This is a genomic window from Calditrichota bacterium, from assembly GCA_014359355.1.
Taxonomy (GTDB): domain Bacteria; phylum Zhuqueibacterota; class Zhuqueibacteria; order JANLFK01; family Oleimicrobiaceae; genus Oleimicrobium.
Map to the genome: position 1 here is coordinate 1 of JACIZP010000303.1, position 23,192 is coordinate 23,192.

The 23,192-nt window shown below is 60.9% G+C and carries 17 protein-coding genes and 1 pseudogene; 1 reads left to right on the forward strand and 17 read right to left on the reverse strand.

Features of this window, described 5'->3' with window-relative positions; translation table 11 throughout:
- Positions 1-179: 179 nt before the first annotated feature.
- Positions 180-819 (forward strand): annotated as a pseudogene (locus H5U38_12925) (transposase).
- Between the two features lie 269 nt (positions 820-1,088).
- Here the strand turns inward: H5U38_12925 and H5U38_12930 are convergent.
- The 17 genes from H5U38_12930 to H5U38_13010 all read right to left on the reverse strand — a co-directional run bounded on the left by H5U38_12930 (position 1,089) and on the right by H5U38_13010 (position 23,152).
- Positions 1,089-3,242: a T9SS type A sorting domain-containing protein gene (locus tag H5U38_12930; GenBank protein MBC7187930.1), complete on the reverse strand. Its 2,154-nt coding sequence runs from the start codon at positions 3,240-3,242 to the stop codon at positions 1,089-1,091.
- Between the two features lie 14 nt (positions 3,243-3,256).
- Entirely contained in the window at positions 3,257-4,843 is a 1,587-nt protein-coding gene (locus H5U38_12935) for a T9SS type A sorting domain-containing protein (GenBank protein MBC7187931.1), read from the reverse strand.
- Positions 4,844-5,166: 323 nt separating this feature from the next.
- Entirely contained in the window at positions 5,167-5,391 is a 225-nt protein-coding gene (locus H5U38_12940; GenBank protein MBC7187932.1) for a T9SS type A sorting domain-containing protein, read from the reverse strand.
- A complete protein-coding gene (locus H5U38_12945; protein ID MBC7187933.1) occupies positions 5,388-5,888 on the reverse strand; it encodes an amidohydrolase family protein in 501 nt (166 codons plus the stop codon). Before H5U38_12945 ends, H5U38_12940 begins: the two co-directional genes overlap by 4 nt.
- Complete coding sequence (locus tag H5U38_12950) at positions 5,889-7,172, reverse strand: amidohydrolase family protein (protein ID MBC7187934.1); 1,284 nt, start codon at positions 7,170-7,172, stop codon at positions 5,889-5,891. It abuts the gene before it with no gap.
- A gap of 907 nt (positions 7,173-8,079) precedes the next feature.
- On the reverse strand, positions 8,080-11,217 hold the full coding sequence (locus H5U38_12955; GenBank protein ID MBC7187935.1) for a HEAT repeat domain-containing protein: 3,138 nt from the start codon (positions 11,215-11,217) through the stop codon (positions 8,080-8,082).
- Between the two features lies 1 nt (position 11,218).
- The gene (locus H5U38_12960; protein MBC7187936.1) at positions 11,219-11,995 is read right to left on the reverse strand and encodes a response regulator; all 777 of its coding nucleotides are present in this window, start codon (positions 11,993-11,995) and stop codon (positions 11,219-11,221) included.
- On the reverse strand, positions 11,992-13,980 hold the full coding sequence (locus H5U38_12965; protein MBC7187937.1) for a cache domain-containing protein: 1,989 nt from the start codon (positions 13,978-13,980) through the stop codon (positions 11,992-11,994). The genes H5U38_12960 and H5U38_12965 overlap by 4 nt, the downstream gene beginning before the upstream one ends.
- 91 nt (positions 13,981-14,071) lie before the next feature.
- Complete coding sequence (locus tag H5U38_12970; protein ID MBC7187938.1) at positions 14,072-14,536, reverse strand: hydrogenase maturation protease; 465 nt, start codon at positions 14,534-14,536, stop codon at positions 14,072-14,074.
- Positions 14,529-15,821: a Ni/Fe hydrogenase subunit alpha gene (locus tag H5U38_12975; protein MBC7187939.1), complete on the reverse strand. Its 1,293-nt coding sequence runs from the start codon at positions 15,819-15,821 to the stop codon at positions 14,529-14,531. Before H5U38_12975 ends, H5U38_12970 begins: the two co-directional genes overlap by 8 nt.
- Positions 15,818-16,594, reverse strand: a complete 777-nt coding sequence (locus H5U38_12980) for an NADH:ubiquinone oxidoreductase (protein MBC7187940.1) — start codon at positions 16,592-16,594, stop codon at positions 15,818-15,820. Before H5U38_12980 ends, H5U38_12975 begins: the two co-directional genes overlap by 4 nt.
- 17 nt (positions 16,595-16,611) lie before the next feature.
- Positions 16,612-17,460: an FAD/NAD(P)-binding protein gene (locus H5U38_12985; protein ID MBC7187941.1), complete on the reverse strand. Its 849-nt coding sequence runs from the start codon at positions 17,458-17,460 to the stop codon at positions 16,612-16,614.
- Positions 17,453-18,478: a 4Fe-4S dicluster domain-containing protein gene (locus H5U38_12990; protein MBC7187942.1), complete on the reverse strand. Its 1,026-nt coding sequence runs from the start codon at positions 18,476-18,478 to the stop codon at positions 17,453-17,455. Before H5U38_12990 ends, H5U38_12985 begins: the two co-directional genes overlap by 8 nt.
- A gap of 24 nt (positions 18,479-18,502) precedes the next feature.
- Positions 18,503-18,898 carry a response regulator gene (locus tag H5U38_12995; GenBank protein ID MBC7187943.1) on the reverse strand — a complete coding sequence of 132 codons (396 nt, stop codon included), beginning with the start codon at positions 18,896-18,898 and terminating at the stop codon, positions 18,503-18,505.
- 49 nt (positions 18,899-18,947) lie between these two features.
- Entirely contained in the window at positions 18,948-20,435 is a 1,488-nt protein-coding gene (locus H5U38_13000) for a response regulator (protein ID MBC7187944.1), read from the reverse strand.
- Positions 20,436-20,450: 15 nt separating this feature from the next.
- Positions 20,451-21,368, reverse strand: coding sequence for a response regulator (locus tag H5U38_13005; protein MBC7187945.1), 918 nt, complete (start codon positions 21,366-21,368; stop codon positions 20,451-20,453).
- Positions 21,369-21,784: 416 nt separating this feature from the next.
- A complete protein-coding gene (locus H5U38_13010; protein ID MBC7187946.1) occupies positions 21,785-23,152 on the reverse strand; it encodes a sigma-54-dependent Fis family transcriptional regulator in 1,368 nt (455 codons plus the stop codon).
- Between the last annotated feature and the right edge of the window lie 40 nt (positions 23,153-23,192).

A 23,192-nucleotide genomic window follows, 5' to 3' on the forward strand; every position in this document is an offset into this window, starting at 1 on the left:
TTTGGGGTCAGCCCCACCCCCCTCCCGGGTGTTTGTTGTATGGGGTTTTTGGTGGGGCCGCCCGCCGGCCCCCCCCGACGGGGTGCGCGTTTGGAAAGGGCCCAATGGTTGCAGGGGCACGTTGCGACGTGCCCGCACCGTGCCACGGCCCCATGTGTGCCGACGCCGGGGGTTTGGCCATGTCAGGCAATCGCCAAATCCGTTGCCGTCGCAGCATTCGCCTGCCGGGGTATGATTACGCGCAGCCGGGGGCGTATTTCGTCACCATCTGCACCCACGATCGCGTGTGCCTATTCGGGCAGGTGGTGGGTGGCGAGATGCGGTTGAACGCGTTGGGGGAGATTGTGCGGGAGGAATGGTTTCGGTCTGCCCGGATCCGTCAGGAAATCCGATTGCCCCCGGATGGATTTGTGGTGATGCCCAACCACATCCACGGGGTTGTGTTGATTCCGGATGATGTAGGGGCGCACGGCCGTGCGCCCCTACGGGGTGCGTGTTTGGAAAGGGCCCAATGGTTGTAGGGGCACGTTGCAACGTGCCCCTACGCCGGTGGTGGAACAATTCGGCAGACCGACATCCGATTCGATTCCGACGATTGTGCGATTGTTCAAATCCGCGACGACGCGGCGCATCAACGCATGGCGCGGCACGCCGGGTGCGGCGGTATGGCAACGGAATTATTGGGAACATGTCATCCGGAATGACGCATCGTTGCGCCGGATTTGTGATTACATCCAGACCAATCCCCTGCGTTGGCACCTGGATCGCGAAAACCCGCACCGCGAGGGGACCGAGGACGAACGTGCGCTCTTGTTGTGACGTCGGCCAGGCATTGACAGACCCGGTGCGGGGTGCAGGGGGGTGATGGCGGAGGATTGGTGGCGGTCGCCACAGATACGCCCGTGGACCCGATGGGCCCCGGACGGATTCGTGGTTATGGTCAACCGTATCCACGGCGTTGTGTGCATTGCGGATGGTGTCGGGGCGCACCCCCGTGCGCCCCTACATCTACGCCCAACCACCACGGGATTGCGTAGATCGTGGATGGTGCCGGGGCGCACGACCGTACGCCCCGACACGCCGTGCGGCTAGCGAATCAGCACCAGCTTTCTGGTCGCCTCCTGTCCGTTGGCCCGAAGCCTGTACACATACACGCCGCTGGCCACACCCCGCCCCTCGGCGTCGGTGCCCTGCCAAACTACGTGGTGTGCACCAGGCCCCATGGGCTTGTCGACGAGTTTGGCAACGCACTGGCCGCGCAAATTGTAGATGGCCAATTGCACATGCCCTGGCTGGGCCAGCTCAAAGGCTATGACCGTGGATGGATTTGCCGGGTTCGGAAAATTCTGTGTCAGCCTGCATGTCTTGGGCTGGGCAGTACCTTTCACACGCTCCACAGGAGTCTGTCCCTCGAAGCGTATGATGTACAGACCGTCATTCCCGTCGGCTACATAGGCCAAGCTATCCCTGACGACGACACGACGGGCATCCTCGCCGGTGTCGTAATACCCGACCTCAACGGGATTGGTCGGATCGGTGACATCCAGCACGACGAGCCCATCTGACCGACAGGCGAGATAAGCTACATTGCCTTCTATCGCCACCCCCAATACGTTCCGACCCCTGCCAAACACCCCTACCTCGGCGGGATGCCGTGGGTCTGTCATCTCCAACACCCGCAGGCCTTGGGAGCATGCTGCATAGGCGTAGCTCCCTTCCACCGCCACGTCCCATGCCCTTCCCCCGGACTTGTACGACCCCACTTTTACCGGTGCGGTTGAATCAGACACATCGACTACCACCAGGCAGGAATCATAGGTTGCCACCAAGGCATAGCTCCCATAGAGGGCCACCGCCTGAGCATAGGCTGCGAGGTTCAGGGAGCCGATCTGCGCAGGTGCGGTCGGGATGGAGACGTCGGCGATGCGCAGTCCGGCCCAAGTATCGGCGACGTACGCCAGCGAACCCCGTATGGCTGCTTCCCAGGTGCAGCTCTGCGACGGGAAGGTGCCTTCGAGAACGGGGTTGGCGAGGTCGGTGACGTTGATGATGCGCAGCCCTCCGGTCTGGTCCGCAACGTATACGCAGTTATCATGGTAGGTGATGCCCGAAGCGGAATTGGGGCTGTACCAGATGCCCAGAAAACGAGGGTACGCAGGATTTGAAACATCGAGCGTCCGCATCCCATGCTGACCCATGGCGATGTAGGCCGTCTGGTGGTCCAGCGCCACGTCCCAGGTAAAGTCCCCGGAACCCATCGCTTTGACCAGGCTGGGATTCCGCGGATCTGAAAAGTCAACCACGCGGAGGCCATTCCAGCTTGTGGCCACATAGGCGTACTGACCGACACTCACCCTTCGCGCAAACCCTCCTGTCTCAAATCCTCCAGCTTGTTCAGGCGCGTGGGGGTCAGATACGTTCACGATTCGCAGCCCTTTGTAGCCACAGGCCAGGAGTGCCAAGGTGTCTTTGACCGCGACGCCATATACGGTGCTTACGGCGTTCCAAAAACCTACCTCGGCGGCATGGGCCGGATCAGAGATGTCGATGATGCGCAGTCCTTGAGAGACGTCGGCTACATAGGCAAGATTGCCCTGTACGGCCACATCTTGAGTCTCAGTGCCGGTGGCCACGGAGCATACTTCCCCCGGCGACAGCGGGTTTGACACGTCGAGAATGCGGAGGCCGCCGGCATAGTCGGCGACGAATACATGGCTGTTGCGCACAGTTACGCTTGTGGCGCTGCCTCCTGTGTCGAAGAAACCGACTTCAGACGGCATTTGGGGGTTGGAGACATCGATGACGCGCACACCATCTCCCTCTGCCGCAACGTAAGCGAATCCTCCTTGGACTACCACATCAACAGCCCGCCCTGGTGTGCGACAGCCTCCGATGTCCTTTGGTCCTCCGTCAGCGTTCATGTCGAGAATGCGCAAGCCGGCAAAGCCGACGGCCACGTAGGCGTACCGGCCCACCACGTCTATGCTTCTGGGTTGGCAAGGCATAGTTGTTTGTGACAATGTCAAAACGTCAGGGGATGTCGCAAAGTCGGCGACCTCCAGGATGCCCCCGCGCGAAAAGTAGACGGTGTCATTGTGCGCACACACCGACACGCAGGCACCCTCCGCGTGGCGGCCAACGAGGGTCATGTTAAGGCTGGTCTGCGGCTGCAGCAGCGAAGGGACAGCCAAGGCCAGAAAGCAGGCCACCAGGGCCGCCGTTTTCTTTCTCTCCGTTTTCATCATGTCCTCCTTTCTTAGTTTCTGGGACGAATAAAGATCGCTTTGCGGCTGTCACGCCATGTGCCGGATGCCATTCGGCAAACGTAAATACCGGAAGGCACGTCCATGCCTTGCGCGTCTCTCCCGTCCCAGAAAATCGTGTGTTCACCGGGAACAACCGCCTCGTTCAGCAGGACCCGGATGCGCTGTCCCACAAGGTTATAGATTTCCAGCCGCACCTGGGTTGTCTGTGCTGCCCTGAAGCTGATCGTTGTCCCAGAGCTTGTGGGGTTGGGGAAGACCTGCACGAGGCGAAAGTCCATGTCCCGCACCCCAGCTTCCTGCACGTCTGAGGTGGCGCTGACGTGGAAGACGTGGATCAGGCTCCTTTCGTCCTCGTCGGCCATCCGTTCCACAATATAGAGCAGTCGGCGCTCCCGGTCGAATGCCACGGCGCCTAAGGAACGGTTCTTGTAACGCGGGTAGTCGAAGCCTGGATCGAACAGATACTGGTCGATGTCCATCGAGTCATAGGGCTGTGGTTCCCAGGTCTGCATGGAGCCGGCAGCCACCAAAACCAAGTCGTTCGGATCAAAGAAGATGATTCTGGCGCGGATGCCTTCTGACCACCATCCCCGTTGGTCGTGGGGGAATGGTGGCGTCGGTGGGTAGGGGGGATCGTCTGGGTAGACCGTGCCATCCGAATACCCGTACCACGAACGGCCTATTGCTTTGGTGCCGACAAAGATGAGGGCGGAAGCATTTCCTGCAGTGAGCCAGGCACCTCCGGACCAATAGTCCGCAGGGCTGAAGCCCTTCATTGCCCGGTCCTCGGAGGTCACGATCTCGGGTATGCCGGGCACGTTTTCCCCGTAGAGCAGGAGGGGGGTGATGGCGGTGAGTGTGGTGTTAGGCGCAGGCGGGTTTCCATCGTTCCATGGTCCGTAGGCGAAGAGGGCGGGCCCCATACCGCTCCAGTGTCCATCCCGGAATCTGCCGGTAGCGAGCCGTTGGCCAGGGGTGTGCTGTGCCGCCCATTCGGCCGGGATTTCGAACAGGTAGTCGTTGCTCACATAGTTGGTGAAATCGCCGAAGAACCACGGGCCGGCCGGCTGGGGATTGGCCAGGTTCAGCTCGCACCATCCATGCGAGGGAGCGCGCTCAAACTGGAAGTGTTGCCCCCAGCAAAAGTGCAGCTTTCCCGTGGTTTGTGCCCCTTGCGGGGGTAGGTACTCGATGTCGCTGTAGGCGATCTCCAAAGAGCCGAACATGCCACGGGTAATATCCGCAAATCCCTGGAGGGTTGTGGCAGTGTTCAGGTCGGAGAGGCGCTTGGTGGGCGAAATCACAGGCACGGGGATGCTGACTTCCGAGACCAGCTGGTCTTGGTCGTGCCCGATAATGAACAGCGAGCCGGGGTAGCCATCGGCTGGCCCGCTCGGATCACCCTGCGGATAGTAGGTCATCCCGCAGCCACTATAGCTCCAGTTTGAGGCGCCCGAGACTGAAGGCAGCCTGAAGGCCCCGCGGTAGGTCAGGTCTGCAGGGTGCAGACGCTGGGCGTCAACCTGTGTGACCACGAACAAGGTGGCACATATGCCGAAAAGCAGCCCGTTCTTCATGCTCTCCTCCAGCGCTTAGAGTTTACGGAATTCTCACGTCATGCTTGCCCAGAGCAGTCCGTGCATCTTTCGATGCGGTCCCCAGGCGCAGAGGCTGCCAGCGCAGCTACACTTCGCCACTTGTGGAGTGATTGTCACCTCGGTCCGTGGCAGCCATCACCTCCTTTCCTTTTCTCCTGACAATCGGCTCACCCTTTGCTCTGGCACGACAGGGGTTTGCATGGAGTCCTCTGCCTCTTGTCACACACCTGGGGGCCCCCGCCAGGTGTGGCCCTACACTCGCGGAACCGACCCCCAGCAAACTATGTGGGAAGTGGGGTTGCTCATCTCACCAGCACAATCTTGTGGGTTGCGTTAAGCCTGCCGGCAGTCATTTGCACTACGTAGACGCCGCTTCCTGCGGTTGTGCCGTCATCTGACCTTCCCTCCCACGAGGCAATGTGGTGGCCAGCCACCTGCTGAGCGTCCACCAGTGTCTTGAGCCGTTTGCCTTGCAGGTTGTACACGGAGATCCGAACCCTTGTCGCGTAGGGCAGGGCATAGCTCACTTGCGTCTCCGGATTGAACGGATTGGGGAAATTCGGTCCGAGGCGGAAGGCTGCGGGGTGCCCAGATTCTCCACCTGTCGATCCACGGCAGTGATGGGGATCTTCCCGGCATCGTAAACGATCTCCCCGCCGACGATGGTCATTTCTGCTGCCAAGTCGTTTGTCTGCTCTCCGGTCATGGTGGAGAGGTCATGCGACCAGACCACCAAGTCTGCGTACTTGCCTGGCTCCAGGGAGCCGGTGGAATCTTCGGAGAAGCTGGCATAAGCCGAGCCCATGGTGTGCACGCGCAGCGCCTCCGGTCCAGTCAAGCGTTCGGTTTGGCTCAGGGGTGTGCCGGCGCTCGTGCGTCGCAGCACCGCGCCCTTCAATGCCCACTTCGGTTGCTGGTAGGGCGAGGCCGGCACGTCGCAGCCGAAGGCGAGGGGAACGCCCATGGTGACCATAGTCCTGAACGGGAGCATGCGGCTCATGGTCGCTTGGTCTGTGGCTTGCACCTAGCCGTCTCCGTACCAGGTGATCCATTGCGGCTGTGTGGAGAGAATGATCCCCGCGTTCCGCATGCGCTGCAGCGCGGTGGGGGTCGGAAAGAGGCCGTGCTCGATCCGATGGCGCGGGTTGGGTCGTGGGTTGGCCTGCATGGCCTGTTCAAAGCCGGTGATGGTCATGTCGATGCCTTCATCGCCCAGCACGTGAACCGCCACCTGCAGGCCGGTATTGTGCAAGGTGCTGACCATGCGGTTGAGCTCATCTTGGGGATGGTAGGGGTAAAAGTTGGTGGCAGCGCAGAGGCCTTTGTCGTAAGACAAGGTGGTGCGGGCCGCGACCCCTCTATCCTTGGCCAGCTTCCAACCGCCGAACTTGAAGCGCCCCGACTGGATGCGCTGGAACCTCCTGACCAGCGTGTCGGCTTCTTGCTCATAGTCGATGTAGAGCAGGGCGTAGACCCGCGCCTTGAGCCGGCCCGCGTCGGCAAAATGCTTGTAGGCCATGATGTCTTTCACGCTGCCGACGATGACGTCCTGAACCGAGGTGTAGCCGGCCTGAAAGCAGAGCTGTTGCCCGAGTTCTATGTCTTCGAACTTTTGGCCCTCGCTGCGGTCACCATAGCCAGGAGCATGTTTGGCGACCAGGTTTTCTGCCGGATAGTGGGACAAGATACCCGTCGGTTGTCCAGACTCATCTCTCATGATGCGGGCGCCTGGCGGGTTGGGTGTGGAGCTATCGATGCCGGCAATCTGCAAGGCCAAGGAATTGACCACGGCGTATTGACCGCTACAATGGCGCAGATAGGCCGGGTTGTTCGGCGCCACGGAATCGATGTTCCAACGGTCGATGGTTTCAAAGGCCTGGAGAGTAAAGCCTTGATTGGCTGAGATCCAGTCGCCGGGGTTCAGTTGGCGCGCGTAATCGCCTACCACACGCAGCAGGTCGGCTTTGGAAGTGACCACCGGGTGACGGATATTCAGAAAGGCTGGCCAGAACTGCGCCCCGTAGTACATGAGATGGTGGTGCGAATCGATAAGGCCAGGAGTGACCGTCTTTCCGTTCATGTCGACCTTCAGGCACCCGGGTCTCAAGAGCTGGAGAATTTCCGCATCGCTGCCAACGGCAAGAATCTTGTCACCCTTGATCGCTACGGCCTGGAAAATGTGGTCCTGGGCATCCACCGTGATGACTTTGCCGTGGTAGAGGATGAGGTCGGCCTTGTCCTGGGCCATCAGCGGCCAGAAGGCGGCACATGCGACCAACCCCGCAAGGACAAGTTCTCTCTTTTTCATGTTTTGCTCCCTGGGGGGACTTGTCTCCCTCGCCGAGCGTTCACGCCTGCTGCTCGGAGCAAGTCCACAATTGTGAGGACCGAAGGAGCGAAGCTGCGGCTTTCGCAAGCCTGCGGCGGACTCCTAAGGCCGCGCTCCCACGGACACCCATTTGCCCGTTAGGCGGTCCTCCGGTTTACCAGGGGCTGAAAGTTCGAAGCTCTTGGTGAAAATGTGGTTTTTCGGCTATCTCGTCAAGCTCGAAGGATGGCAGGTGGGGAAGGGAGAGGTCGTCCTCACCGGTCGTAGCCCAGGCGAAAAGGGCGCAACCCCTCTCCCGTCAGCAAGCGAGCCACAGTGCACGTCCGATGGAGGGCTGCGAGTGACCAATCCATGGAGAGGCCTCGGGCTTTTCCGAGTAGCATGACCTGCCGCGGTATTTCACGTCTCGCCCAAGCGAGCGGGTGAGCGACATTCATTTTTTTCGAATTTACGTTTTGACATGGACAAAGTCAAGAACAATTTTCGACCTTTTTTCTGCAGCCGCCAGCAATTTCACGCGCGGGACTCGAGACAGGCTTGCTCGCTTTCTCCAGAAGGAAAGGGCAGGCACAAGGCCACTGGCTGCTACCCTGGCGGGGCACCGACCTAGGCGAGGACCTGCCATCGGTTCGTGAGAGAGCTGTCTGCACGCGGAGTCAACCAGGCAGGACTTCTCCGGCGCACCGGCAGCCGACGTCTGTCCCAGTGGCCCCAACCTCCGCCGCAGGAGATGTGTGATTCGAGGGACCATCTGCGCGGCACGGGTCCTCTCCGTCCAAAGTGGTCGGCGAGGCAACAAGACAGGCGGCCTGATGTGTAGCGCGCCGGCCCTGAGGTCGGGCGGCAGGCGGGCAAAGGGGCAAGGCTTGTTCGCTGGCTTGCGTTCTTAGAAGAGCGTCCGGTAGTAGGCGGGGCGAGGACGTCCTGGGGAGAGGAGCTGCTGTCGGCTTTGCTCCTGCTGCACATACGAAGCTGCGCCCCAAATCTTGACGGTGCGCTTCCCGTCCGACTCCTGCCCACAGGTGATGATACGCGGGCCCATGGTGAGGCAGCAGGTGGTCCCTGCTGCGTGCCCGCTGACCCAGGCGACCGAAGAAAAACCAGGTCGCAGATCCACCACACCCAGGGTCCCTTCACGGCCAGCCGGTAGTGTGCCGATGAAAAGGCGGCCGTCCGGGTACGTGGTGAGGCAGGCGGCCTTGCCTTTGCCCACACGGTAGAGCTCCCCGTCACCGGAGTCGTGGTCAACAAGGGCAATGGCAAGTTCCGTGTCCTCCTTGAGAGGATCACGGACAAGCGCCACGGCCAGGCGGCCGTCCGGGTAAGGCGCGATCTGCTCGGGGACGCCTGGCAAGTTGCTGATGGTCTGGAGCTCACCCCGCGCCAAGTCCCAGATGCGCACGGAGCCATCGTCGCTGGCCGCATAGATTCGGCCGCGGCGGTCGGCAGCGAGGTCAAGAAGACGGGCCCCAGGGCCTGGTAATTCCGCACCCAGGGACGCGTCAAGTTCCCACACCACCAGGCGTCCGTCCTTGTGACCGGTCACCAGCCTGCGCGGCGGCAAGGCTGCCACAAGACACGCCGGTGACCCGCAGCCTGGCAGCCGGCGATGGGTGCCCTCCTCGAAATTGCTCAGGTGAACGTGCCCTTCCTGGTCCACGGTGCACAGGTGCGCACCCAGCACGCGCAGGGCTTCCACCTTGCTTCGGTGAGCCCAGTGCGCGAAGAGCCGGTCGTTGAATCCGACCATGATCCCCACCCGGCCGTCTGCGGCGCCGAAGGCCACCTGGCCATGGGTGTAGAAGGCGATCTGGGTGATTTCCAGGCCCCGTGTGTCGAGGGTTTCCAGCAAGTATGGCTCCGTCGCCACATCAGGGTTGAGGAGCCTGCCAAAAGTGCTCTCTTGCGGCGGGAAAGTGTCAGAGGGAGCGCCTTGCCATGGCCTTGGCACGATTGCTACGCGTTCGGTGCAGACACTGGCCTTGAACGACTCGCGCCTCAGGGGGCTACTCCTTTCGACGAAGGGTCCGATGCTGATCTGTTCCCCCCAGGCGCGTACTTTTCGGGCAGCGAACACTTGCTGAATCTCTGGCATGGTGAGGCGAGAGGGGATGGAATTGTCCAAGTTGTAAATGAGCACCTCGCCTTCTCGATAGAAGCGCGTACCCTCGATGGGCGGATCCTCAACCAGACAGAGGTGGGAGGAGACGCTCTCCAGGTTTCCCTCCCGCTCCTCAAGATTCAGTCGCCTGGTCGAATGGGTGGTGCGAAAGCTGACAATCACATCCAGGAAGCCGCGCTCGTAGAACCTTTCGATGACGCGGTGGAAGTAGGCTGCGTCGCGCCATCCGTCCAGGATGATCAGCTTCTTGCCGGCGTGTTGTGCCATGAATTCGTCGAAATAGCGCTCGGGGTCGTCCTCCTCCGGAGCGATGGAGTCATCCTGGTAGTACTGCGGGTCCACGTGGGCGCGGAGCCAGGCCAAGCCGAGGATGCGGTTGAAGATTTTGTTTGCCGGTTTGTCGCGCATGAGGTAGAGGATATCGCTGGCGCGCACGTGCGCAAAGCCCTGCGCGATGGCCTGACAAAAGTAGGTTTTTCCGGTGCCCGAATCGCCTGCCACCGCCATGACCACAGGTTGCTTGACGGCCATGAGGTGAAAGAGGGTCTCGGACAGTTCGTATAGCCCGGTGCTGCAAGGCTTGAGGGCCAAGATCGGCATTGCGGCAAAGTCATGAAGGTAGAGGGTGTGCAGAAAATCCGGAAGTTCCAGGCTGCGCAGGGCAAAGGCCGCTTCTTCGACAACGCGGGGTTCTCGGGAGGCGAGCAACCGGAGGAGGGCAATGACCACCTCGGCGTCGATGCCCCCTTGCTTTTCCTTTTGCGCGCTCCCAATTTGTCCAAGTGACCAGGCCAGGGCAACGCGCAGCTCGCGGTCGGCGTACTCGGCAAAGGAGCTCAACAGCGGCAAGGCAGGGGAAGCATCGGAGCCCAACTTGCCGAGTGCCCAAATCGCCTCGGTCTTTTCCCGGTGAAGGGGCTGCTCGTAACTTTCGCCTGTTCCTTCGTGCTGGACAGTGACACAATCCGGGCCGCGCAGGATGTCCATGCAGAGCTGGCAAGCTGGTGGGTATCTGAGGTTCCCCAGGGCGAAGAGCGCGGCGCAACGCAGATTGGTGGAGCCGGGCGGCGTTCTCGCCAACAGCCGGTGCAAGGCCCCGGCACTGCGGCTATCGCGCAGCCGGCTGACGATGTTGACCGCCTCGAATTGCAGCCCGCTGGAGAGGGGTATCGTCGCAAGTTCAAGGATTTCCAGGCAGGGGCGCAGGAGGGCCTGCGGCGGCCCCAAGCCCATGCCGATGGACGGACCCAATTGCTCGCCAAAGAACGTCCACGGTTCTTGTGGGCGCGCGGCGGAGGTAACTGGCGTCAGCAGGTCGCCCAGCCGTTGTCGCAACTCCTCTTCGTGCACGAGGACGCGCACGACCTCTGCGGTCAGCGGGAATTCGTCGCTGGCGAGGCGCTTGCTCATGGTCGCCAGCCACTGCTCTGCTGCGGGTTCAGCAGACGCCGCCATGAGGGCGCTGAGCGCATCTTGGTGCCGCTGCCGAGAGAATGCGCAGGCTTGGTTCCCCCGCACGTCCCATGGCGGCACATAACGGGTGGCCAAGTGCTCCAGCACCGCCAGCTCCAACAAGCGGACGCACACCTCGACGATCGCTTGTACCGGGGCGAAAGTGTCACTGCCGCCAGCGAGGCGTTCAAACAGACGACGGGTTCTTTCCCAGTTCTGGCGTTGTGCAGAGAAGAGGGCCAGGAGCTGAAGAATCTGTTCCGATCCTTGCGCGGCAAGGTGCAGCTGGTAGAGGCGATGCCAAAACTCGTTGGCAATGCGTTCCTGCAGGGTACGAGGCGGGCCTATCCATGCGCCCTGCGGGCTGCGATAGACGAGTTCCCAGGGCTCGTAGGTAGCCAGCACCTGCGCCAAGGATTCGTTCAGGCCTTTTGTGTCCTGAAGCGGCATGTCAGGAGCGAACCAGGTTCCTGAGGTCCTCCTCTAACCGGCTTGGTTGCAGGAGGACCAGCCACCCTTCGCCGTAGGGGTCGCGCGCAGTTATCTGTGGGTCTTCTTTCACCTTATCGTTTATGGCCACCACGGTGCCGCTCACTGGCGTCCACAGCCGGTAGACGTTGCGGTCAAAACCGGACACGCGGGCAATCACGTCGCCCTGGTTGACCACGGTCCCCACTTCCGGCAGCTGCATGGAGACGACCCTCTTGACGCTCATCTGAAAGATGTGGTGCATCCCTACCTGTACGGTGCCATCCGGCATGGGCCGTGCCCAGGAGTGCTCAGGGATGGCGTGCAGGCCTGGGGGCATGACCACTAACTTCTCGTCCGGAGGAGCCTCGCGGGCCGGGCGCAGCACGCGCATGCGCTCCTCCGCGCGCGCCACCAGGCTGCGGAGCTCCGAGGGGGTAAAAGGCTTAGGGATGTAGTCAAACGCCCCCATTTTGATCGCCTGCACTGCGCTCTTGATGGAGGGGTAGCCGGTGACCATGATCACCGCCACGTCTGGCCGCCTCTCTTTGAGTGCCTTGAGCAGGTCCATGCCACTGAGGCCGGGCATCATCAGGTCTGCGACGATGACGTCGTACGGGGCGGCCAGGTCTTTGCTCAGAGCTTCCTCCCCGCTCAAGGCGGTGTCTACCTCGCGATCTTGGTCGGCGATGGCCGCGGCCATGCTCTTGCAGACCGGGACCTCGTCGTCGACCACCAGTACTCTTGATCGAGCGCTCATGATCGTCCTCCTTGGTGAGCTGAATCTGACCCCTCTATGGGAAGTCGCACGGTGACCATCGTGCCGCTCTCCACTTCGCTGTCCACAGTGATGGTCCCGCCGTGCGCCTGGACAATGCCATAACTGACCGATAGCCCAAGTCCTGTGCCCTTACCCTGTTTGGTGGTGAAGAAGGGATCGAAAATCTTGCCCAAGATGTCGCGTGGGATGCCGCACCCCGTATCGGCAAAGATGACCTCGACGGCCTCATGCCCATGCAGGCGGGAAATGACAGTGAGTGTGCCGCCATCCGGCATGGCCTCGATGGCATTGATGACGAGATTGGTGAAGACCTGGGTCATCTTCTGCCGGTCAAGCAGCAGCCGCGGTAGGTCAGAAGCGAGAGAAGTGCGCACCTTGACCTTGGCCATGAGAATCTGGCTCTCGCAGAGTTGCAAGGTGCGGTTAACCACCTCATTGACGTCGGTAGGCTCGCGCTGCGGAGGCTGCTGACGAGAGAACTCCAAGAGCCCGCGTACGATGGCGCTGCAGCGGGAGGTTTCATCGATGATGAGCTTCAGTGCCTCGCTCACCCGCTCGTCCCCAGCAAACTGTTCTGCCAAGAGGTGGCTGTTGAGCATGATCGAGGTAAGGGGATTGTTGATTTCATGCGCGACGCCAGCAGCCAGTTTCCCCAGGGAGCTGAGCTTTTCCGACTGCACGAGCTGTTCTTGTGCCTGTTGCAACTCCTTGGTGCGTTCTGCAACTTTACGCTCGAGCTCCTCGGTGAGGGTACGATAGCTTTGGGTCAATTGCTCCAGCTGGCTAATCATCTGGTTGAAGGAGTGGGCAAGACGGCCCAATTCGTCCTCCCTGGAGACTGACACCCGCTGGGAGAGGTCGCCCTGGCCGACTTTCTGCATCGCGGCAAGGAGCTTGTCGATGGGTTTGATGGAGGAGGTGGTGGAAACGTAGGTAACGGCCGCGAGGAGGAGGATGCTGGCCAAAGCGGCTCCGAGGAAGCTGACCATCACCTTGCGGCGCAGGTCGCGATAGGGGGCCTCCAGCATGCCCACGTAGAGCATGCCGATGATATCCCCCTTGAGATTGCGAATCGGCTCGTAGGCGGTGATGTACCAGTCGTGCACCACGAAGGCGCGGCTGGTCCAGGGAAGCCCTTTGCCGACCACGTGCTGGTAAACCTCCTCGGAGGCACGGGTGCCTATGGCCCGCCTGCCATCCGGGAAGGTGACATTGGTGGCGATGCGCAGGTCGTCCTGAAAGATGGTGGCGGTGCCGATGTCTTTGCCCTTGTAGAGCTCCCCCTGGTAGACGGTGTTCTTGATGCGGTCGACAATCTCGAAATTGCGGTTCAGCAAGACGCCCCCGTAAAGCACACCCAGAAGTGCGCCATCTTCGCCAAGGACTGGAGCGGCCGCTTTGATCATCATGCCGGCAGTCTCCTCGTTCTCTGTCCGGGCGCGGGCGCGCGGCGTGGGAAGGAGCTGCATTCTGGCCCGCTCGGCCAGCTCTGGGCTCTCCAGGAGCACCTGGGCACGTGGCACCAACTCCGTTGACCAGCAGTGGCGGTGGGAAACGAGCACAGCGGCGACAAGCGGGTCGTCTGCCTGCGAATCTCCGGCCTGGACAGGATTGGCCGCCCTGAACAGCACTCGGCCACGGGCATCTGTGACGGTGAGGATGTCGAGCCCCTCGCGGTGGCAGGTGCGGATGATTTCTTCTTGCAGGCGGCGCACGTCTCCGGCGCGCAGCGCCTCCTGGATGAAAAAGCGCGATGCCGTCAGGCGCACTACATCGGTGATATCGCCCGCCTTTTCTTCGTACAGCGCGCGCGCCGCGTTGAGGTCGGTACGCACCTTGTCCTGCGCCTGGCTCACCAGCCGGTCACCGATGAGGCGAAGTCCGAGCCAGGTCACCACGATGCCCGAGGCCACGACAACCGCGACCGACGAAACAAGGAGCTTTGCGCGAAGAGTGAGCCTCATGCGGCCCCCTGCGATCTTTGTGCCCGCGCTTCCTCACGTGGGTTGCGCGAGCACGGTTTGGCTATGGTTGCGCTCGCCTTTGCTCTCCGGCTCAGAGTTCAGCGCGCACGGCTTCCATCAACCGGGGCAGAGCGGCACGCACCGGCGGCGACATCTCCATGCCGGGAGCCACAGTCGCCGGTTCCACTCCCAGCAAGACCACCTCGACTCTGGCCAGAGCAGGTTCGCCAACCCGAAGCAATCTGAGCGACGACAGCAGGCTCACCTGGTGGGCGAAACGCAGCCCGGCATTTGCCCGCTCCAGCTCCTCATAGGTGAGGCGATGGATTGTCCCGGGCTCGCTTCCGGCGCGCACCGCGTCGATGATGACCACTTTGCCTGCACCTTCCAGCTGGGTGGCGACTGCCATGAAGTTGGTGCCACATTCCACGACCCGCACGTGCCTAGGCAGACGCGCCGCCTGCAGCAGATTGGCCATGTGCACGCCGACGCCTTCGTCGGCCAAGAGCACGTTGCCCACGCCGACCACCAGGGTATGTGGCTGATGATCACCCATTACCCAGATCCACCAGGTGCACCGAGCACGACAAGCAGGGGTCATAGGCCCTGGCGACCATTTCCAGCTTGTGTGCCAACACCTCCTTCGGCTCGCTGGCCAACCGTTCTACCGCCACGCGCATGTCTTTTTCGATGTTGGCGGCGTTCTGCGAGGTTGGCGCGATGACATCTGCAGAGGTTAGCCGTCCCTTGTCGTCGAAGGAGTAGCTGTGGTAGAGGATGCCACGGGGCGCCTCGGCAGCACCTGTGCCCTGGCCTGCTCTGAGTTCCACCGCTGCCGGCTTTTCCTGCTTGATGCCAGCCTGCAGGAGCTCGTCAATAAGCGCGATGGAGTGTTCCAGGGAATAAACCAGCTCCACCACTTGCGCGGTGTTGTTATGGAAAATGTTCTCGGTGAAGGAGGTCAACCCGAGACGCTCGGCCGCCTCCTTTGCCTTTCCGGTGAGGGCTTTGCCGTTGACCATCAATCTGGCCAAGGCTCCCACCATAAACGGTTGCCCTTTGTACATGCTGTGCTTGGAGTGCGAGTGCTTGACCACGAACTCGTTGCACACCTTGCGGTAATCGTGGATAGGGAAGACCTCTCCGGTGGACAGACAAATCTGCTCGCCGACCAGCGAGAAGGAGCCGTCCGCTGGGCGAAGGGCAGCGTAGACCGTCGGCGATTCGGTGAAGCGCGGCGCCTCCAGAGTGGCCATGAAGTCAACAGCCTTCTGGGCCAGGTCCATGCCGACCACAAGCTTCGCCCGCAACTCGCGCAGCTCGGCGGCGCTTGGGACTTTGCCGAATCCTCCGACCACGGTATTCACCGGGTGCACGGCGCGTCCGCCGACCACTTCTTGCACCGTGTTGCCGATTTTTTTCAGCTCCAAACCCAACTTGACTTTGTCTGGGTGGTCGGCGGCCATGGCGATGGCGCCGCTGTAGCCCAAGTAGTCAGGGAGGGCAAGGCAAAACACGTGCAGCGCGTGGCTCTCGATGTTGCCGCCCTGCAAGAAGAGGTCGCGAAGCAGGGTGGTCTGCCGACTCACCTTCACCCCAAAAGCGTCCTCCACCGCCAACTGCGAAGTGATGGTGTGCACGCCCGAGCAGATGGAGCAGATGCGGGAGACGATTGCCGGCACCTCACTGTAGATGCGCCCCTTGAGCAATGCTTCGAAAAACCGTGTGCCTTCCAGGATGTCCATCTGCACCCTGGTGGCTTTGCCGTTCTTGATCTCAACGGTAATGCCGCCATGTCCTTCAATTCGACACAGATGATCGATGACGATAGACGTGCTCATTCGTTCTTCCCTCTCCCAAGTTCCGCTTGCAGTGCCTGCGCGGGAGCGGCAAAGGTGCGCAAGGCATTATGGATATCCACGAGTGTGAACCCTTTCTCCTCCAGGATCTTTACCTCAGAAGCCACATTCGCCTCGTCCACCGGGCCACGGCAGCCGCAGCAGGCTACCCCGTAGCTGGGACAGCGAGCGTTGCACCCGGCCTGGGTGAGCGGCCCCAGACAGAGCTGGCCGCGGGTGACGAGGAGGCATTCATTTTCGCGCATCTTGCACTCAGTGCAGACAGCATAGTTCGGCAGGAGGGGCAGGTCTCCATGCAGCAACATGGGGATGGCGCGGAGAAAATCCTCCTTTTCCATCGGGCAGCCGGAGATGGCATAGTCGACCTTGACAAAGGTACGCAGCGGCTGCGGTGGAATGGTCTCGAAGCAGTCGCCATTGCCGCCGTACACTGCCTTGCACAGTTCGTCGCGCGCGAGCTCGTTGTGCATGGCCGGAATGCCGCCCCAGGTGGCACATGTGCCAATGGCCACGAGCAACTTGGAGCGCTTGCGGATCTTCTTCAGCAGGTCAACCTCTTCAGGTTTGACCACCGAGCCTTCCACGAAGGCGATGTCCAACGGCCCTTCCTCGTCGTTGTCGGAAGTGGCTGTGTGAAAAACGCGTATGTCCACGGCACCAGCGATGTCCAGCAATTCATCCTCGCAGTTGAGAATGACAATCTGTTCGCCACTGCAGCCAGTGAGTCCGAAGATGCCAATCTTGGGTTTCACAATCATCGTCAGTTTCCTCCTCACACCACCTCTGGTAGGTTGATGACGTCCCAGTACGTGAAAATCGGCCCGTCCAGGCAGGTGTATTTGTAGCCGATGGCGCAGTGGCCGCACTTGCCGACGCCACACTTCATCTTGCGCTCCAAGGACATCAGGATGTGGTCTTTGGAAAAGTTACGCTCTAAGAGCTTCTGCAGAACGAACTTGTACATCACCGGCGGTCCACATACCGCAGCGATGGTGGTCTTGGGATCGAGCTCGACCTTGTCGAAGAGCTTAGGCACCACGCCGATGTGCGCGGGCCATCTGCCGGTGTCGTCACGGTCGACGGTGAGCAGGCAGGTGATGTCCGGCTGGTCCAGCAGGCCGAGGAGCTCGTATTTGAAGAGCATGTCGCCGGGCACGCGTGCGCCGTACATGAGGATGATGTCTTTGAACTTGCTGCGGTTGTCCATGGCATACCACAGCAGCGAGCGCAGTGGTGCCATGCCCAGGCCGCCTGCCACCAGCAAGAGGTTGTGCCCTTCCATCTCCTCGACTGGGTAGCCATTACCATACGGCCCCCTGATGCCGATGAGGGAATCGACCGGAAGTCTGAACAGTGCCTCGGTGACGCGTCCCACCTTGCGCACACAGAGTTCCAACACACCAGGCCTGGTCGGCGAGGAGGAGATGGAGATCGGCGCCTCGCCGGTGCCGAGCACGCTCAGTTCCACAAACTGGCCGGGCCGGTGTTTGAAGTTGCGCGCCACCTCTTCGTCCTCAAAGCGCAACTGGAACAGGCGATGGTCCGGTATCTGCGGCAGGATGCGCACGATCCGGGCCAAGTGCGGCTGATAAGGGTTGTCCTTCGGTACGTGGTCAGACATGGGTCTCGCTCCGCAGTTTGGTGATGAGTTCGATGATGTTGATGTCCGCCGGGCATGCCTCGATGCAGCGCCCGCAGCCAGTGCAGGCGGGTCGCCCGTACTCTGCTACAAAGCCGCGCTGCTTGTGGAAGAAGCGGTTCTTCACCCGAGAGGACCGCTCCTTGCGGAAGTTGTGCCCGCCGGCAACCAGCGCATAATCCTTGAAGAGGCAAGAATCCCAGCGGCGCTTGCGCGCCCCCTGTTGCGCATTCAGTTCCAAGATGTCAAGCACGTCGTAGCAATAACAGGTGGGGCAGACCATCGAGCATGCGCCGCAACTGAGGCACTTGTCGCCTGCGTCCTTCCATAGGTCACTCTCATATTCCAGGTCGAAAATCTCCGGCAGGCCCCAGGTTTCTACGTCCACAGCAAAGTGCTCCCGCCTGGCATTCGACCGCCGCTTGAACTCTTCCTTTGCCCGCTCGTCCACCTCGCCGAAAAGGTGGTGCGAGGCATTGACCATGTCGTCCCCAAGGCTGGTGCCCACCATGACCATGTACCGGTCGCCGATGTCGCTCAGGAACAGGTCAAAGCCATCCTCGGTGAAGTAGGTGCCCATAGAATTGCAGAAGCAGTGCTGGTCGGGAATGCAGTCCAGGCCAATTATCGCCACATGCTTGCGACGCTCGAAGTAGTAGGTATCTGTGTACTTGCCGCTGAAGACCAGGTCCAGGATCTTTATGCCGTGAATATCGCAGGGGTGAAGACCGAAGAGGACGTATCGCTTACCTTCCTCTTCGTTCACCGGGACGTACCCTTGCGGGGAGAAGGCAAACATCGTCTGTTCTGGCGGCATGAAGTACTTCTTAGGAGGCAGAATGGTACGCAGGCACCCGACTTGAATATCGGCCAGGTCTTCGACTTTGGCAAAGGCACAGCTCTTCTCGCCCCTTTTGAGTGGTGCGTGGAGTTCGCCGAAGGACCTGCTCGCCTCGAGAAAGGGAAGGAGATTGCTCTTGGACAAAGTGACGATCTTCATCGGTCCACCTTTCGTGCATGTGTGTCAGTTCTTCCTGAGGAGGTTTTCCACTCGTCGCAGCAGCTCATCCGCCTTAATCGGCTTCTCGGCAAAGTCGTCCGCTTCGAAGTATTCACCGTCGGTCTCTGGTGAAAAGGTGAACCCAGTTACCTGGTTCACTGAGGAGATGGCAAAGACCGGGATGGAACGCAAAGCCGGATCATGCTTGAGCTGGTAGCAGAGTTTGAACCCGTCGTTCATGCGGTCCATGATGATGTCCAGGATGATGAGATCGGGCTTGGACGCCGCGATCTTCTGCTCCGCCTCCGCCTTGGAGTGGGCGGTCTCCACGTCATAGTCTTTGCTCTCCAAGATACTCTTGGTGATCTCCACATAGTCGGGATCGTCATCAACTATCAAGATTTTCGCCCTCTGTGCCATGGACTAATTCTCCTTGTGCTTCGTTTGCGTGGTTCGCGCTATCTACGCTTTATGTCGTCTTGTACGCGGGCAGGTGAACTGCGAAGGTGCTGCCGCGGTCCACCTCACTTTCCACTTCGATGTAGCCGCGGTGGGACTCCACAATGCGCTTGGCGATGGCGAGTCCCAGACCTGTGCCACAAATCTTGCGGGTGTGCTCGTTCTTCACCCGATAGAACTCATCGAAGATCCTGCCCTGCTCTTCTGCCGGAATGCCGAAGCCGGTGTCCTTGACTTCCACCACCAGGTAGGAGTCCTGGCTGCTCGCCGACACGGTGACCTCGCCACCTGGCCGGTTGTACTTGATGGCGTTGCTCACCAGATTGGTGAACACCCGCATCAGGTCCTCGCGATCGCCTACCACTTTGGGCAGGCGCGACGCGGTGGAGAGCTTCAAGGAAATTCCCTTGGTGCTGGCCTCGCTGCCCATGAGTTCGACCACTTCCTTGAGGATCTTATCAACTTCGACCGGGGCCATCTCCTGGGCTACTTTGCCGGCTTCGATGGCGGAGAGGTCCAACAGGTCGCGGATGAGGCCGAGCAGGGCGGCCGCGCGGTCCCGGCAGCGTTCGATGATCTGCATTTGTCGCGCCGGGTCGTCCTTGACCATCCCGTCCAGAATCAAGTTGAGGTAGCCCTCGATGGCGCCGATGGGTGCCTTCAGTTCGTGAGCGACCATGCGCACAAAGTCAGACTTGCTCCTCTCGATGCGCTTCTGCTCTGAGATGTCCCGGAGGACCACCACAACGCCGAGGACCTCGCTCCTGTCGCTCAGAATGGGCGAGAGCGTGGCCGCCAGCACCCCATTGGGTTCATGTGCGCTGGGGAGTTCCTTTCTGGCCAGCACCGGATGGTTCCCATGGTGAGCTATGGCACCGATGATGAACTCCTCAAGCTCCTTGTTCTGGAGGAGCCCTTCGATGGGCTTCCCCAGGGCCTGCGCATCGTGCAGGCGGAGCATTTTCTGGGCGACGGGGTTGAGGAGCACCAACTGTCGCCTCTGGTTCACCACGAGAAGCCCCTCCCCCATGGACTGGATGATGCTGGCCGTGCGCGACCGCTCCGCCGCAAGCTCCAGCAGGTTGCGTTCCCGTTCCCTGCGCAGGCGGTCGGTCTCAAGGAGCAGGCGGCGCCTTTCCAGGCCGCGCAGGATGGCCGCGCGAAGCTCCTCCGGCCCAAACGGCTTGGGCAGGTAATCGAACGCGCCCTTCTTCACCGCCTCCACCGCCGATTCGATGGTCGCGTAGCCGGTGATGACGATGGTCACGATCTTCTTGTCGTGATGGTGGATGGCCTCCAGCAGCTCCATGCCGCCCATCTCAGGCATCAGCAGGTCCACCAACACCAGGTCCGGCGATTTTTCCTGCGCGAGGGCCAACCCGGCCCGGCCGTCTGCGGCGGTGAGCACCTCATAGTGCTCGTCGCTCAAAATGCGTTGGCAGCCGAGGCGAATGATCTCCTCATCGTCAACGACCAGTATGCGCGGCGTGCTCCTCATTGGTCTTCGCAATCCTTATGACTGCTTTTTCAAACCCATACCCTTGTAGGTATCCACCTTCTGCCAAGAGGTGCTGCGCGCCTTGGCGAGAAGCGATTCGACACGTTGCACGAGCTCATCGGGGCGGACCGGCTTCTCCACAAAGTCTTCGACCGGCAGAAAATCACCGTCGGTCTCCGGTGAGAAGCGGAACTCTGCCATCTGATTGATCTGAGTGACCATCAGCACGGGGATCTTTCGGTACCGCTCATCAGCGCGCAGGCGATAGGCGAGATGGAAACCCTCGGTGCCTTTGGGCATCATCACGTCCAGCATGATGAGGTCGGGTTGCCAGGTGCCCAGTGCCTGCCAGGCCTCTTCCGGGGTGTAGGCGGCAGCTGTCTGGAAGCCGTTTGCCTTCAGCACGGTCTTGTTAATTTCGACAAAGTCCGGATCGTCGTCCACGATGAGAATTCTTGCTTTGGGCGCCATGGGGTAAACCTCCGTTTTTGCAGCCTGTAGTTCGGCCGTTGCTCCCTGCAATGCCGAGAGCACGGCCACTTTCAAGTCTTCTATGCCAAAGCACTCCAGGTGGTAGTAGTAGACTCGCGCCTTGCGGATCTCCGCTTCCAACTCCCGGGTGTTGTGCGTGCTTTTGACAATGATTTTCGATTTTGGGTCCAGGCCGCGCAGGATGCTCACCGCGCGCTCAGGACGCATCCCTTCCACCTTGGCGTCCAGCACGATGACTTCGAACTTGTGCTCCTGCACGCGGCGGATGGCCTCGGCAATGTCGGCCTCTGCCTCGATGCAATACCCGTGCGCGTACACAAACTGCGTGAGCTCGCGAATGCAAGGGTCCTGCTGGTCGCCGACCACCAAGATGTTTGCCAGGCAATGAATGGGCGGCCTCAGTTCGGCCCTACCCGGCTGATATGTTCTGTCCGCTTCCATTCTACGCCCGTTCTTACAAGACCCGTGCCAGGAATCGGGCGCGTTGACGGCAAGGTCTGCTCGCGACGCAACTCATTGAATAACAAGGGTCGGAACGGTGGTCTCAGACGGGCAGTGATACCTTCGCACTGCGGGCGCAGCGGCGCAGTGGGGTATTTTTCCACATTTTCACGGGGGGCAGAACGCAATGGCCTTCAGGGGCCTCTAAGCGAGCCTGGTTCCCACCGAACATCGGCTGGAACCAAAGTGAAAGAATCTTCCACAGTGGGGTGTTTTTCCCCACCGCGCAGAAGGGAAAGGTGCGGATGGCGGGGGGCCTCTTGCGCCTGGAGAGTTTGCTCAGGAGCGGAGTTCCCACGGTTCGGGCCCGTTGAGGTGCTCGGTGAGGCGACCTGGGCAGGGAGGATAAACGGCGACTATGGGGTCTTGATCTGATAGCGCTTGATCTTCTCGTACAACGTCTTGCGGTCGATGCCCAGCAGTTGCGCGGCGCGGGAGCGATTCCAATCGGTGGCCTTGAGGGTGCGGGTGATGTGTTCTTTCTCGAGCTCTTCCAGCGTGCGGATCTGGAACTGGTCCGCAGGTGCGGCCTTCTCCTCGACGCGCAAATGAGCAGGGAGGCTGTCTGGCGTGATCTGGTCGCTGTCCTCGATGACCACGGCGCGCTCGATCACGTTCTCCAGCTCGCGCACGTTACCCGGCCAGTGGTAATTGCACAGCAGCTGCATAGCCGAAGGCGAGATGTCGTGGATGTCGCGCTTGCGTCGCTGGTTGTACTTCTGCAGGAAATGGCGCGCCAAGAGTGGAATATCTTCCTTGCGCTCGCGCAACGAAGGCAGGTAAATGGGGATGACACTCAGGCGGTAGTAGAGGTCCTCGCGGAACGTCCCTTCTTGTACGCAACGGCGGAGGTCGCGATTGGTGGCGGCGATAACGCGCACGTCCACCTTGATGGTGTGCGTGCCGCCCACGCGGCGGATCTCGCGCTCCTGAATGGCGCGGAGAATCTTGGCCTGCATGCTGAGCGAGATATTGCCGATTTCGTCGAACAGGAACGTGCCGCCGTTCGCTAACTCGAAGCTACCGTGCTTTGTCTCGATGGCACCAGTGAATGCTCCTTTGACGTGCCCGAAGAGCTCGCTTTCGAAGAGCGTTTCCACCAAGGAACCACAATCAACGGTGAGGAAGGGCTTGTCCCGTCGATGGCTATTGTAGTGGATGGCGCGCGCGATGAGCTCCTTGCCGGTGCCGCTTTCCCCGTAGATGAGCACCGTGGAGTCGGTGGGAGCGACCTTCTTGACGAGCCGAAACACCTCCCGCATGCGCGGGCTATCGCCAACGATGATGTCGGTGCGGCCGTCGAGCTCAATTTTCCACTCTTGCTCCGGGGGGCCGCTCAGCAGCTCCCGCTTCTTGAGGACCTTGGCAACCACTTGGCGCACTTCGCTGGGTGGGAAGGGCTTCGGTATGTAGTCGTAGGCGCCGAGGCGCATTGCTTCGACGGCAGTTTCCACTGTGGCATAGCCGGTGATCATCACCACGTCGGTGGCCGGAGCCTGGCGCTTGATCTCGCGCAACACCTCGAGACCATCTCGCCCCGGCATTTTCAAGTCCAGGAGGGCGATGTCGAAATGCTCGGTCTGTAGTGCCTGCAGCGCCTCCAGGCCGTCCGCGGCGGTGCGCACCCGGTAGCCTTCGCCGCGCAGCACTCGCTCGCACCCTTCGCGGATGCTCACGTCGTCGTCTGCAACCAAGATATTTACGCTACCGCTTCGCTCGCTCATCCGCTGCGTCCATCACCGGCAGTTTGATGTGAAAGGTCGT